Genomic DNA, 13,311 nt, shown 5'->3' with positions numbered 1-13,311 from the left:
TCCGCTGACATCAATTCGCCATATGACTACAGAAACTGGCCCACCGCAATGGTTGAGGTACCTGCCGCCGCAGGTACCGCCTTAATTACTTCTTGACTCGCAGGGGAAGTCCTTGCAAACAGAATCGGCCATAAGCCGTCATTCGATAATTCCGGGCGAACGGCCGCTCGGGAATTAGAAGCAGACTACATAGCGCACCCGGCAGAGGGTTGTCCTGCGATCAGTACGGCACCTAGATTGCTTCCGTCCCATTGTAATTCGCGAGCACAACCCCATACCCGCTAGCAGCCAATTTGTGTGCAAGTGTTGCGCCGATATTTCCGGCACCGTCGGTTCGGCTCTTCAGAAAGTTCCCCTTGGTTTGTCGAGCCGGGATCAGTCATGCGTGGGCCAGACGAAAGCGTCGAGGATGTCGTGATTAACGCAGGTATTACCGGGGCATGCCTGCCTCCCTTACCAATGCTTAAGTCTGCGATGAAGTCTTTCTGCGTACCAAGGTTCCATTTTTCTGCTCAATGAGCTTTAAAATCGTCGTGAAATCCTGGTCACCCCAGCCTGCTTCGAAAGCCGAATGCCAGACCCGTCCCGCCTGTTCTATCACTGGCATCTCAATATTTAGAGCGTCTGCATCGCGCAAACCCAACGTGACATCTTTGTCGCAAGTCGACAGAGCAGCACCAAAGTCAAAAGTCCCGTCGACACCCCTGCGCAATATTTCACAGCCCCCGAAGCTTTGCCCCGAGCCAGCTTTGAGAACCTGCAGCATCATATCTGCATCCAGACCTGCCTTGGCGCCCATCGACAGTCCTTCACAAGCCACAATCATATTGGCAGCCAAGATCAGGTTGTTGACGACCTTCATGACCTGTGCCATGCCCGGCTCATCACCAAGCGTGTAAATCTTCTCCCCGATCATCGCTAGGAGTGGCCACACGGTCTTCAACACCGCTGCCTCGCCCGCCACCATAATCGTGAGCTTCCCTGCGCGGGCAACCGGCGGCCCACCTGTCACCGGCGCATCGATCGTATTAATTGCCCGCGATTTGAGACTGGCGGCGATCTGTTCGATCGTCGCCTTGCCGATAGTAGACATCTCCACATATACCTTGATGGCGGAACCATGTACCACCCCTTGAGGCCCTGATGCCACGGAAAGCGACGTTTCGGGGTTGGGCAAACAGGCAAAAACGATAGTCGCAGCATCCGCCACGGACTTGGGAGAGTCATGGGCAACTGCCCCCGCGGCGACAAATGGCGCCATCGCAGGAGGCATGGGGTCGTGGACATGGAGGCAAAATTCCTTACCAAGAAGTCGTTCGGCCATCGCGCCGCCCATCTGGCCGAGCCCCAAAAAGCCGACATTCAAAGGTTTTTTCATTCAGATGCTCCAGAGTGGTTTTAAAACGAGAGGCTTCCATAATCTTTCGTTACGCCGCCGGCGGGGTCGGATTTGTACCGTAACTATAGGTGCTCCGATGCATGCCTCAATTCGCACCATGCAAGTCAAAGATCCAATACAGGTACCAGTGCACGCCTAGATACCGAAAATACCTTAAGCGCCATGCATTGCACCTCGCATGTTCATACGGCCTTATTCAAATTGCAATCAGCCTTGTAATAACCAAAAGCCAAATCTATCACAAAAAACATTAGACATTGTCGTGTGATGTGTTATAAAGTTTATGTAACATGTTACATCGATAAATGCCCATTAGGAGACACGCATGAAAAAAGGAATATTTACCGCTAGGAACGCTACAACCGCAGCTATAGCTGCACTTCTTTGCATCGCCAATGCTCACGCAGCGGATCCAGATGCCTTCCATATCGGCGGAGTCGTATCGCTGTCAGGGACGTATGGTATGTTTGGGGATGACATGCGCAAGGGCGTCGAAATTGCCGTTGAGCAACGCGGTGGTAAGGTTCTCGGCAAACCGATCAAGGTTAGCTGGGAAGATGACGAGACGAAACCGCAGCCAGCTGTACAGAAAACGACGCGGTTAATTGCCGACGGCGCGCAGATGATCTTCGGCGCAGTCAGTTCCTCCTCGACACTGGCAATCATGAACATTGCCAAGCAACGCAAGATTCCGCATCTTGTGACGATCTCCGCCGACGATAAGATCACCGTGCCTGGCGGCTCACGCTACACCTTCCGCACATCAAATACGCTTGGCATGGAACAGCGAATGGCGCTGAACTACACTAAGGATCAGAAACTCAAGCGAGTCTATGGCGTGATCGCCGACTATCAGGCCACGCGCGATAGCTGGGAATGGTATCGCAAGGAAGCTGAAAAAGCTGGCATTCAAATCGCCGGCGCTGACTTCCCGCCCTTAGGAAATCGCGACTTTTCCACCATTGTGGACAAGGTCGCCAAATCGGACGCTGACAGCGTGGTCCTTTTCCTAACTGGATCTGACGCGGTCACGCTGGTCAAACAGGCCGGTCAGGTCAATCTCGCCCAGACCAAGAAGATCTTCGGGCCAGTGATCGCCGATGAAACGATGGCTGCGGCTGTTGGTCCAGCCTCTATCGGCGTCAATTCGGGCGTTCGCTACCACTACACCATCGACAATCCGGCCAACAAGAAATTTGTCGAGGCATACCGCAAAAAATACAACGAGTTCCCAACCATGGCAGCTGGTGAAGCCTACGACGGCATGGCATGGTGGCTGGATGTCGTTGAGAAAACCGGCACTTGGGACAAGGAGAAATGGGTAGAAGCAATGGCTAATAGCGTGCGTGACAACTCCGTTGAAGGCCGTAAGGAAATGCGCGCATGCGATCACCAGGCATTGCAGGACGGTCTGTGGGGCGAAGTGGTGTCCGGCCGTGATCCGAACCCGGCGCTAATGATGAAGATTGCGAAGATATATCCACCGAATCAGATCTTCGAACCGTGCCAGCAGAAATGATGGCTCCGCCACAAACGCGCTAACGATCCCTGCCGGCTAAGTTGACGACGGCAGGTGCACGGCTGCGGCATGACTGGCTGCCGCATATTTCCGCTATTGCACCTTTGTAAGGCTTCCTATGTCCATGATAATTATCGGCCTAAGCCTTGGCATGCTCCTTTTTCTACTTGCCTCGGGCCTGACGCTCATCTTCGGAATGCTTGGCGTCATCAATTTCGCCCACGGTGCCCTGTACATGCTCGGCGCCTACGTCGCCTTCGAAATCAACCGCCGCACCGGCTCTTTTTCACTGGGCATAGTGGCGGCCACCTTAGCTACCGCGGCCACCGGGTACGCCATGGAACGACTAGCGTTGCGCCCGCTGTATGCGCGACCGCACTTCTACCAATTGATTCTGACATTCGGCTTCATCCTCGTCATTACCGAAGCCGTCAAATTCACTTGGGGCTTGGGTTACAAGGAAACGCCGATGCCGGATGCACTTGCAGGAACGATAGAACTTTTTGGCAGCACCATTCCGGTCTACCGGCTTTTTGTCATCGTCTTCGGCGCAGTTGTTTCCATCGCCCTGTTCCTTGCCCTCGAGCGCAGCACCTTCGGCATGAAGGTGCGCGCTGCCAGCAGCGACGCCGAGATGGTGCAGATCCTTGGGCTGCGCGCAGCAACAATCCGCAACGCCGTCTTCGGGTTGGGCGCAGGACTGGCTGGACTCGCCGGTGCAATCGCCGCGCCGCTGTTTCCGATCGAGCTTGGCATGGCCACGACCATAATCATCGACTGCTTCATCGTGGTCATCCTGGGTGGCCTTGGCAACATCCGCGGCGTGGTCGCCGCGGCAATTTTGATCGGCATGGTGCGGGCGGTCGGCTATACGTTCGCGCCGAGCTGGGTTGATGTGCTGACGTTTTCGCTGCTAATCGCAACCCTGATGACCCGCCCGCAAGGGCTTTTCTCCCGTCCTGTGAGGTCAGCATGAGTGCCCACCGTTTTGACTTGGCCGTTGCTGTTCTAATCGGCGCGACTGTCATCGCACTGCCATTCGCGACGCAGAATGACTTTTTCCTGAACCTTGCGCTGCTGGTGATGATCTGGTCGATCTTCGCACTAGGGTTCGATCTCGTGTTCGGATCGATTGGTATGGTGTCGTTCGGCCACGCCAGTTTCTTGGGGATGGGTGGCTATATCGTTGCTATCTTTACCCAGCGCTACGGCTGGTCCTTCGAGCTTAGTACAGTGGCCGCCATGGCTGCAGCCTCACTGCTGGCGTGGATCTTCAGCTTCTTCGCGCTGCGCGTATCCGGCATCTTCTTCTCACTCGTAACGCTTGCGCTGTCGCAGCTGCTCTACATCCTTGCCGATAGTAAGCTACGAGAGTGGACGGGTGGCGCTGACGGCATCGCTGGTGTCACACGGCCGCAACTCTTTGGCATCGATTTCTTTACAACCCAAGCGTTCTACTGGTATGTGGTCGTGCTATTCGCGCTTGTAGTGGCCGGTGTGGCGATGTTGAGAGTCTCGCCGTTCGGTCGAGTCATGCAAGGAGTTGCACAGAATGAAATCCGCACTGAGCAACTCGGCTACGACGTTCACCGCATTAAGCAAATCACCTTCCTGGTGTCAGGCGGCATCAGCGGCTTGGCCGGCGCACTGCTGGCCTCGCTGCTCATGTTCGTCAATCCGCAGATGCTGCATTGGACTACGTCAGGCGACGTCATCATCATGACTCTGCTAGGCGGCGCCGGGACACTATGGGGGCCCGTCGGCGGCGTGATCCTGTTTGAGCTCCTCAAGGAGTGGCTGAGCGGACAGACACAATACTGGTATGGCGTACTAGGGGTGGTGTTCATTCTCGCAACCATCTATTTTCCAAAAGGTTTCTTAGGTGAGGCTCGCCGCCTCGCCGCTCGTGCGCAACGGAGAAAGCCATGACTCAAATTGCACTCGAATGCCGTGACGTCACGGTCAGCTTTGGCGCGCTCAAGGCGATCGACGGGTTCAGCCACCAGTTCGAAGCAGGGCGGAACTATGGCCTAATCGGTCCGAATGGCGCCGGAAAGACCACGTTACTGAATGTATTGGCGGGACGGCTTTTTCAGAACAAAGGGACAGTCCTTTGCAATGGCGCCGATATATCCGCCATGCCAGCATACAAGCGTGCACGCGCCGGGATCGGACGCAGCTTCCAGATCACCAAGACCTATCCCGAAATGACGGTCGCGGAGAACCTGCGTATTGCCGCTCAAATCAAGCATTCCCCATTCCTACCGTTCTGGGTTGCCACGCGCTACGACAGGCAACTGCAGCACGACATCGATGCGATGCTTGAGCTTACTGGTCTAGTCGCATACCGGGACGAGATAGCGGGAACGATGTCGTACGGTCTGCAACGGGCGCTGGAGTTGGGCGTCACGCTACTGCCTCAGCCTACCATCCTGCTTCTCGACGAGCCGCTTGCCGGTATTGGCCACCATGAGATTGATAACGCCACCCGGCTGATTCGTTCCGCAGCCCAGGGGAGGACTGTGCTACTGATCGAGCACAACATGGATGCGGTCATGTCCCTATCGGACGAAATCGTTGTGATGAGCAATGGCTGCAAGATTGCCTGCGGTGTGCCGCAAGTTATCCGGGCTGACCAGACGGTGCGTTCCGTCTATCTTGGTGAGGAGGCTCCAGCATGATGGTTCTCGACAGAGCCTGTGTGCACTATGGCCTGGCACGCGTACTCAGTGATGTCAGCATCGAGGCATCTCAAAATGAAATTATTGCCATCGTCGGGAGGAACGGCGCTGGCAAGTCAACTACGCTGAAGGCGATGATGGGCCTGCTTTACTTATCTGAAGGCAAGCGTCTCTTCCAGCAGCGGGACATCACAAAGCTGTCGGTCGAGCAAATTAGCCGCCTAGGCGTGGGCTTCGTTCCTGACACCCGCAGGATCTTTCCCAACCTGACCGTGCACGAAAACTTGCGTATGGGGACTCTTGCCCACAAGCCGGGTTACTGGACCATCCAGCGCGTCCTGGAAATCTTCCCGCGACTGAGAGAGCGTATTGGTTTCGGCGGTGATCAACTGTCCGGTGGCGAGCAGCAGATGTTGTCGATCGCTAGGGCGCTACTGGGTAACCCGACGATGTTACTTCTGGATGAACCGACGGAGGGCCTAGCGCCCAAGATCGTCGACGAGCTAATCGAGGTCTTCCGACAAGTGCATCGCCTAGGCACGGGACTGGTATTGGTAGAGCAGAACCTGAAGGTGCCGATGCGCCTGGCGAACCGACAGTACGTACTCGATCATGGCGCCGTGGCTTGGTCAGGGACGTCAAAGGAACTAGACGTCCAGCGCGAACATGTTGAATCGATCATTACGACAGGGGTATCCAGTGAGAATTAAAAAAACATATATCGTCGGTGTAGGCATGACGCCGTTTGCCAAACAGCTAGACCGTAGCGTGAAAGACCTTGTCCGCGAGGCAGTATCTGCGGCGCTGAAGGACGCTGGCTGCGACAGCAGCGCCTTGCAGGCTGCCTATTTTGCCACTGCTGGACAGGGGGCAATGGAAGGACAGTTTATGGTTTCTGGCCAGATTGCGCTGGGGGCAATGGGCATCACAGGAATACCTGTGACCAATGTCGAGAACGCATGCGCCAGCTCCAGCACGGCGCTCAACGCGGCTAGGCTGCATGTCGCCTCCGGTGCGGCAGATATCTGCCTTGCGGTTGGTGTCGACAAGCTGTTCTCGAACGACAAGGAGCGTAGTTTTGCCGTATTCGACGGCGGTTGGGATGTGCATACCGCTGAGCAGCAGATACGCTACCTGATGTCGTTGTCGACCGACATTGAGCCACCCGAGGGCTATGTCGAGCCTGGCAAACGCAGCGTCTTTATGGATATTTACGCGAGCTTGGCCCGCCTGCACATGAAAACCTTCGGGACGACCGAGCGCCAGATAGCTGCCGTAGCCGCCAAAAACCATGTTCACTCTACGCGCAATCCGTTGGCGCAATTTCAGTATCCATTGACGATCGAAGAAGTGCTCTCGGCGCGGGCCGTGTCCTGGCCGCTTACACTACCGATGTGCGCGCCGATCAGCGACGGCGCGGCGGCGGCCATTGTCTGCAATGAAGACGGGTTGCGACGGTTACAGCGCGGCCGCGCGGTTGAAATCCTGGCTAGCGTGATGCGCAGTGCCACAGACCGCCGCGCCGACCAGTATGACCACCACCTGTGCTACCTCGCTGCCAATGAAGCGTACGAGATCGCCGGACTGGGGCCGCGCGACATGTCTCTAGCGGAAGTGCACGACGCCACGGCATTCGCCGAGATTCAGCAAACCGAAGCACTCAGCTTTTGCGCATTTGGCGAAGGCGGGATGATGGCCGAGACAGGTGCCACCACGTTGGGCGGGCAGATTCCAATCAACGTGTCCGGCGGGCTCCTATCGCGCGGCCACCCGGTCGGTGCTACCGGGCTGGCGCAAGTATTCGAAATGGTTACGCAACTTCGCCGCGAGGCGGGACCGCGCCAAGTGGAAAATGCGCGTTTCGCCATCGCCGAGAATGGCGGGGGCTTTTCTGGTGTCGAGGAAGCGACCACCTGCATCACGATTCTCGGACGCTCCTAGCTGCACTGCGCCACGCCGATCAACCCTACCACAATTATTAGATTGCCAGCCATGAACCTCAGCCAACTATTTCAGCGCAGCGTCCAGATGTATCCTGATTGCACCGCAGTTGCTTGCGGTGAGCAGGTCCGCCGCACTTACCGACAACTTCACCAGCGCGTCGGCGCACTCGCGCACTGGTTCAGACAAGATCTTGGGCTGCAACCAGGCGACCGGCTGCTGATTGTATTGAAGAACTGTCCGGAATACATCGAAATCTTGCTGGCAGCCTGGCGGGCAGAGTTATGCGTAGTGCCGGTCAACAGCAAACTGCACCCTAACGAAATTGCGGAGATGGCTGAAGATGCAGGTGCCCGCAAGTGCCTTTCACATGGATCGCTCGCCGCTGCCCTGCGCGACCACCCCGCGATAAGGGCTCAGCTCGACGTCATCGACACCGGGGAGGGCGACTATCTCAAGGCGCTGGCGTCACCGCAATTGCCGGTTGGCGGGAGTTGTGACGAGAATGCTTTGGCGTGGTTGTTCTTCACGAGCGGCACCACAGGCCGCTCAAAAGGGGTCATGATCACGCACGCCAACATGGTGAATGTGGCGCTCAACTTCCTCTCCGACATGCAGCCGGTGAGCCAGGGCGATGCGATTGTCCATGTGGCGCCGCTATCACACGGTTCGGGCATCTATAGCATTCCGTACTGGATCAAAGGCGGCACGCAGGTATTGCCTGAATCGGGTGGCTTCGACGAAGTCGAATTGTTCAGCCTGCTGGACACCCATCAACGCGCAAGCCTGTTTGCAGCGCCGACCATGGTTCAGCGCATGGTACGTCACGCCAGTGAGAACAACGTGCGTCCTTCTGGCCTGCGCGCACTGCTGGTGGGCGGCGCGCCGTTCTACATAGAGGACATCAAAGCGGCCGTGCAGTGCTTCGGTCCAAAGATCGCACAGGTGTATGGTCAGGGTGAGAGCCCGATGACAATCTCCCGCATTAGCGCAGAACAACTCGGTGCTGCAGTGAATGCTGGTGACAGCGAGCTGCTCGGCTCCGTCGGGTTCGCGATGACGTCGGTGCAGATATCGATCGCCGATGGCGACGGTCGCCCGGTTACAGCCGGCGAGCTTGGAGAAGTAATAGTGCGCGGCCCGGTCGTGATGGCCGGATACTGGAATAATCCCCAAGCAACGGCTAGCACGATCGTGGACGGTGCATTGCGAACCGGCGATATTGGCCTGATCGACGAACGCGGCCTGCTGCATTTGCGCGACCGCTCCAAGGACGTGATCATCAGCGGTGGCACTAATATCTATCCACGAGAGGTGGAAGAAGTCTTGCTAAAGCATCCAGGAGTTGCCGAAGTGTCGGTGGTGGGCGCGCCGGACCCGGAGTGGGGGGAGTCGGTGGTAGCATTCATCGTTCGACGGCCGAATGCCGCTGTTGAAGATGCCGACCTGGATGCGCATTGCTTGAGCGCAATTGCTCGTTTCAAGCGGCCGAAACGATATATTTACGTCTCTGACTTGCCCAAGAACGGCATAGGCAAGGTATTGAAAAGAGAGTTACAAAAACGCATTGGAAAATCTGCATGAAAATAACAACCGGGCTCTTCAAGCGGGAGACCGTCAGTCAGACCGAGAAAGCATACGCTGCTCTGGAAGAGCTTATTGTTACGGGAGAACTGCCACCTGGTAGCCAGTGGTCAGAGATCGCCTTAAGTGAGCGTATCGCACTCGGGCGGTCACCCACGCGCGCCGCGCTCCAGAAACTTGCCTTCCAGCACTTAGTCGATATCGCCCCCCGGGAAGGCATCTTTATCTCCGAGATCGATTACCCAGGGCAAATTAAAGTTATTCAGGCGCGCCGTGAGATCGAAAAATTGATTATGGCTGAATCAGCACACTGTGCCACTGAACAGGAGCGCGAAGGCATGCGCAACGTCATCAAACAGTTGGAGACGTTGAAAGTGCGCCCGGATCCACGCGGATACTTGCGTACCAATTTCGACTGGACCAAGTTGCTCTGTGAAGCGTGCCGCAATAGCTATGCCGCCGAGTTCTATGCGACGCTCGCGGGCCTTGCGCGCCGCTTCTGGTTCTTCCACCAGGAGCATTACACAAATCTACCCACCATCTGCGAACTCCACATTCGACAGATGCAGGCCGTCTTGGATGGAGCTGTAGAAGAAGCCATCGAAGCGGCTGCCGCCCGTAACGACTACGCAGAGAATTTCGCCCGCACCACCTTGATGGATATGATTAATTCATCGGCTGTGACCGTGAAGGTCAACTCATCGCAGCGCTTGGGCTAAGTTTCTTACACCCTTTAGATGCGTTAGCGTCTGTGGCGGCGCCCAGACCAAAAAACACGGTGAGACGGCCCCGCTCCTGCGGCGTCGTCAGTGTTCCGTTCGAACTCGTGCCGTAGCTGGTTTTCGAGTTTGGTTGAAAGAAACGAAAATGCACTCTGGAGCGCGGTATAAAAAAGGCGAGCGTTCCAGAAAGTCGCAGACTTAAAGAAGCACTTCCTTGAGGCCGCGACCGTGCCACGGTCCTGCCCAAATTTTTGAAGGCAAAAAATGAGCTATACCGCCCCCCTAAAGGACATGCTATTCGCGATTAACGAACTGGCCGACCTGTCCGCCGTCAACGCCTTACCTGGACATGAAGATGCCACTCCGGAGACCGTGGAAGCGGTGCTGGAAGAAAACGCAAAATTCTGCAGCGAGGTAGTCGCACCGCTTAACGTTGTCGGCGACAAAGAGCCCAGTTTCTGGCAGGACGGCAAGGTCACTACCACCAAGGGATTCAAGGAGGCGTTCAAGTCGTTTGGAGAAGCCGGTTGGCAGGGTGTGCAGCACCCGGTCGAATTCGGTGGCCAGGGCTTGCCCAAGCTCGTGGCGACGCCTTGCATCGAAATGCTCAATTCCGCCAATCTGTCGTTCGCCCTGTGCCCGCTGTTGACTGACGGTGCGATCGAGGCGCTGATGACTGCTGGCACCGACGAGCAAAAAAAGCTCTATCTGGAAAACCTGATTTCCGGCAAATGGACAGGCACCATGAACCTGACCGAGCCGCAAGCCGGTTCCGACCTGGCCCTGGTGCGCACGCGCGCCGTGCCACAGGGTGACGGCACGTTCAAGATTTCCGGCACCAAGATTTTCATCACCTATGGCGAGCACGACATGGCCGAGAACATCGTCCACCTCGTGCTGGCACGTACTCCAAATGCGCCGGAAGGCGTGAAGGGCATTTCGCTGTTCATCGTGCCGAAGTTTCTGGTCAATGCCGATGGCTCGCTGGGTGAGCGCAATGACGTGCATTGCGTGTTCATTGAACACAAGCTGGGCATCAAGGCCAGCCCGACCGCGGTGCTGCAGTTCGGTGACCATGGCGGTGCGATCGGCACCCTGGTCGGCGAGGAGAACCGCGGCCTGGAATACATGTTCATCATGATGAATGCCGCGCGCTTTGCGGTCGGCATGCAGGGCGTTGCCGTAGCCGAACGCGCCTACCAAAAGGCAGTACAGTATGCTAAGGATAGGCTGCAGTCGCGCGACCTCGCCGGCTCGGCTGGCGCGGTGGCCATCATCAACCATCCGGACGTGCGCCGCATGCTGATGTCGATGCGCGCGCAGACCGAGGCGGCGCGAGCACTGGCCTATGTGACTGCGGCCGCGTTCGACGCCGCGCACCATCATCCAGACAAAGTGACCCGCCGCGCCAAACAGGCGTTCTACGAGTATATGGTGCCGATCGTTAAGGGCTGGTCGACCGAAATGTCGGTGGACGTAGCGTCCACCGGCGTGCAAGTGCACGGTGGCATGGGATTCATCGAGGAAACCGGCGCGGCGCAGTTCTATCGCGATGCGCGTATTCTTACCATTTACGAAGGCACGACCGCGATCCAGGCCAACGACCTCGTCGGCCGCAAGACGGCGCGCGACGGCGGTGCAACCGCCAAAGGCATTCTCGCCCAGGTACGCAGGACGGAAGAGGAACTGGCCCGGCACACCTCTGGCGACTTGGCGGCGATCCACAACCAGCTTGTGGCCGGGTCCAGCGCGCTGGAAGAAGTAGTGAACTATGTGGCAGGCAATACCAAGTCCGACATCAAGGCGGTGTTTGCGGGCAGCGTACCGTACCTGAAGATGGCCGGCATCGTTCTGGGCGGCTGGCAGATGGCGCACGCCGCACTGATTGCTGATAGGAAGCTGGCGGCAGGCGAAGGCGATGCGAAGTTTTACGAGGCAAAGATCACCACCGCGCGGTTCTTCGCCGACCATTTCCTGGCCTCGGCAGTGAGCTATCGCAGGGCGATCATCGATGGAAGCGCCGGGGTGCTGGCGTTGCCTGAGGACCAGTTCTGATTCAACGCCACTTTGTCGCCATGGCTCGCGACAATTAGGCATGGCCCATGCTTCTGGTTGGTCAGGGCGGCACTGCCAAGGTAGGCTGCTGATGCTCAATGTTTGAGCATCAGCAGCCAGACGGCACGGCGTTGGACGAAGCCGGTAATATCTGACGGTAGCGCGTACATTGCTTGACCATGTATGCATGTCAAGCAATAACGATCAGTTTTTTATGCAGAGCAGACATTCGAAAAAGATGACCGACTGGCGCCTTAGGGTCGATAGCGCCAGTCCAAGTCTTGGAAGTCAATGTCCGGAAGGTTGCCTATAGCTGCCGTTGGCGCGCAATCAAGCTAGTGCCGCACACGGCCATAAATTCATTTGGCCTTTGTTGTCCATTCATGAGGTACTTTGTTGTCCGTTGACTAACACCTAGACGGCATTATGAGCTTCTTAATCGAGAAACCCTTACGCATTGAAGCCGAAATGCATGGTAGAGGTTACTCACCATGCATCCGGTACTCAGTTCAGGATACGCATCGTGGAATCATTACTACTTCACGGAAAAAGAGCGTCCCCATTACCTCAAATTTATTTATCTATCGCGGCAAGCCCACACAGCGAATAGCGCAACTACTGCACCGAACATGTCGGATGCAATCTGGAGCACTCTAATCGAGGGGGGTGGGCCATCATCTTGAAAGATTTTGTATAAGATATTCACAACGAGGTAAAAAGCAATCAGGGTGTAGGCACCCAAAGTACGTATGTTCTTCTCGCTCTTGGGGTAACCATTAGGGTTCCTCCTTGCCAAAGCAAGTCCTAAGCCGCACAGGACCGGGGCAAACGCCAGAGGAATTCCGAAAGCACAAAGTGCATGCACGAGATAGTGGAGACAATCGCCCATTTGCCGAACCAGGTGTGTATCCCGGAAGTTATACAGCTCAGGTAAAACTGGCTCGACTAGATGGCGAAGTTCGAAAGCCCATCTGTTCGCAAATAGGGTCTTCGGTGGCATTTGCATTCCACCACGCAGATATGCAGCAATTAAAATTGATAGCAGCGCCGGTATCCAATAAGGATGTTGGCGTAACGTTATGTTCGGTCTATTCATGCGCATGGTCTCCAAAAATGTCCATGCAGAAAAGCATAACGAAAGTAAACGAGGAAATGGATGTGTACGGCTCGTTTTGGGCAGATTTCTGCAACTGAACGCAATTATTTTTTTGTTAGTGCCTGCTATGCGTCAATTGGATATCTGCCGCCCCATTTAACATAACCTTAATTTCGGCGCCGATGTATGTACTAGCAAGATTAGAATGTCTCAAACTGGCTAAATCAGATTGTCCCGTTTTAAGCAAGTCCTGAGATATTAAGCGGTCCATGCTGGGTGCTTACCTGGTTCAGGAGGCACATCATGGCTCGCAT

11 protein-coding genes are annotated in these 13,311 nt (G+C 56.1%); 9 read left to right on the top strand and 2 right to left on the bottom strand.

Going from position 1 to position 13,311, the window contains the following annotated elements:
- Positions 1-463: 463 nt before the first annotated feature.
- Positions 464-1,378 carry an NAD(P)-dependent oxidoreductase gene (locus ACFQUU_RS28610; protein ID WP_382251971.1) on the bottom strand — a complete coding sequence of 305 codons (915 nt, stop codon included), beginning with the start codon at positions 1,376-1,378 and terminating at the stop codon, positions 464-466.
- Positions 1,379-1,724: 346 nt separating this feature from the next.
- Here ACFQUU_RS28610 and ACFQUU_RS28605 point away from each other — a divergent pair, with 346 nt between their 5' ends.
- The 9 genes from ACFQUU_RS28605 to ACFQUU_RS28565 all read left to right on the top strand — a co-directional run bounded on the left by ACFQUU_RS28605 (position 1,725) and on the right by ACFQUU_RS28565 (position 11,901).
- Positions 1,725-2,918 carry an ABC transporter substrate-binding protein gene (locus ACFQUU_RS28605; protein ID WP_382251970.1) on the top strand — a complete coding sequence of 398 codons (1,194 nt, stop codon included), beginning with the start codon at positions 1,725-1,727 and terminating at the stop codon, positions 2,916-2,918.
- 124 nt (positions 2,919-3,042) lie between these two features.
- Positions 3,043-3,894 (top strand): branched-chain amino acid ABC transporter permease, encoded by an 852-nt coding sequence (locus ACFQUU_RS28600; RefSeq protein ID WP_382251968.1) that lies wholly within the window; start codon positions 3,043-3,045, stop codon positions 3,892-3,894.
- A complete protein-coding gene (locus tag ACFQUU_RS28595; RefSeq protein WP_382251967.1) occupies positions 3,891-4,847 on the top strand; it encodes a branched-chain amino acid ABC transporter permease in 957 nt (318 codons plus the stop codon). The genes ACFQUU_RS28600 and ACFQUU_RS28595 overlap by 4 nt, the downstream gene beginning before the upstream one ends.
- Positions 4,844-5,599, top strand: a complete 756-nt coding sequence (locus tag ACFQUU_RS28590) for an ABC transporter ATP-binding protein (RefSeq protein ID WP_382251965.1) — start codon at positions 4,844-4,846, stop codon at positions 5,597-5,599. Before ACFQUU_RS28595 ends, ACFQUU_RS28590 begins: the two co-directional genes overlap by 4 nt.
- The gene (locus ACFQUU_RS28585) at positions 5,596-6,309 is read left to right on the top strand and encodes an ABC transporter ATP-binding protein (protein ID WP_382251963.1); all 714 of its coding nucleotides are present in this window, start codon (positions 5,596-5,598) and stop codon (positions 6,307-6,309) included. The genes ACFQUU_RS28590 and ACFQUU_RS28585 overlap by 4 nt, the downstream gene beginning before the upstream one ends.
- A complete protein-coding gene (locus ACFQUU_RS28580; RefSeq protein WP_382251973.1) occupies positions 6,305-7,540 on the top strand; it encodes a thiolase family protein in 1,236 nt (411 codons plus the stop codon). Before ACFQUU_RS28585 ends, ACFQUU_RS28580 begins: the two co-directional genes overlap by 5 nt.
- 51 nt (positions 7,541-7,591) lie before the next feature.
- Positions 7,592-9,124 (top strand): AMP-binding protein, encoded by a 1,533-nt coding sequence (locus tag ACFQUU_RS28575; protein ID WP_382251961.1) that lies wholly within the window; start codon positions 7,592-7,594, stop codon positions 9,122-9,124.
- Positions 9,121-9,843 (top strand): GntR family transcriptional regulator, encoded by a 723-nt coding sequence (locus ACFQUU_RS28570; protein WP_382251960.1) that lies wholly within the window; start codon positions 9,121-9,123, stop codon positions 9,841-9,843. Before ACFQUU_RS28575 ends, ACFQUU_RS28570 begins: the two co-directional genes overlap by 4 nt.
- A gap of 267 nt (positions 9,844-10,110) precedes the next feature.
- Positions 10,111-11,901, top strand: coding sequence for an acyl-CoA dehydrogenase (locus ACFQUU_RS28565; protein WP_382251958.1), 1,791 nt, complete (start codon positions 10,111-10,113; stop codon positions 11,899-11,901).
- 577 nt (positions 11,902-12,478) lie between these two features.
- Here the strand turns inward: ACFQUU_RS28565 and ACFQUU_RS28560 are convergent.
- Positions 12,479-12,997: a hypothetical protein gene (locus tag ACFQUU_RS28560; protein WP_382251956.1), complete on the bottom strand. Its 519-nt coding sequence runs from the start codon at positions 12,995-12,997 to the stop codon at positions 12,479-12,481.
- Between the last annotated feature and the right edge of the window lie 314 nt (positions 12,998-13,311).

Origin of the sequence: Herbaspirillum sp. GCM10030257, from assembly GCF_042666555.1 — a bacterium.
Taxonomy (GTDB): Bacteria; Pseudomonadota; Gammaproteobacteria; order Burkholderiales; family Burkholderiaceae_D; genus Noviherbaspirillum.
Note: the sequence above shows the minus strand (reverse complement) of the source record. Positions and strands in the feature narration are given on the sequence as shown.

What these genes read in the sequence shown, in the direction of transcription:
- ACFQUU_RS28610 (WP_382251971.1), bottom strand. Translation starts at nt 1,378, where the DNA reads ATGAAAAAACCTTTGAATGTCGGCTTTTTGGGGCTCGGCCAGATGGGC.
- ACFQUU_RS28605 (WP_382251970.1), top strand. Translation starts at nt 1,725, where the DNA reads ATGAAAAAAGGAATATTTACCGCTAGGAACGCTACAACCGCAGCTATA.
- ACFQUU_RS28600 (WP_382251968.1), top strand. Translation starts at nt 3,043, where the DNA reads ATGATAATTATCGGCCTAAGCCTTGGCATGCTCCTTTTTCTACTTGCC.
- ACFQUU_RS28595 (WP_382251967.1), top strand. Translation starts at nt 3,891, where the DNA reads ATGAGTGCCCACCGTTTTGACTTGGCCGTTGCTGTTCTAATCGGCGCG.
- ACFQUU_RS28590 (WP_382251965.1), top strand. Translation starts at nt 4,844, where the DNA reads ATGACTCAAATTGCACTCGAATGCCGTGACGTCACGGTCAGCTTTGGC.
- ACFQUU_RS28585 (WP_382251963.1), top strand. Translation starts at nt 5,596, where the DNA reads ATGATGGTTCTCGACAGAGCCTGTGTGCACTATGGCCTGGCACGCGTA.
- ACFQUU_RS28575 (WP_382251961.1), top strand. Translation starts at nt 7,592, where the DNA reads ATGAACCTCAGCCAACTATTTCAGCGCAGCGTCCAGATGTATCCTGAT.
- ACFQUU_RS28570 (WP_382251960.1), top strand. Translation starts at nt 9,121, where the DNA reads ATGAAAATAACAACCGGGCTCTTCAAGCGGGAGACCGTCAGTCAGACC.
- ACFQUU_RS28565 (WP_382251958.1), top strand. Translation starts at nt 10,111, where the DNA reads ATGAGCTATACCGCCCCCCTAAAGGACATGCTATTCGCGATTAACGAA.
- ACFQUU_RS28560 (WP_382251956.1), bottom strand. Translation starts at nt 12,997, where the DNA reads ATGAATAGACCGAACATAACGTTACGCCAACATCCTTATTGGATACCG.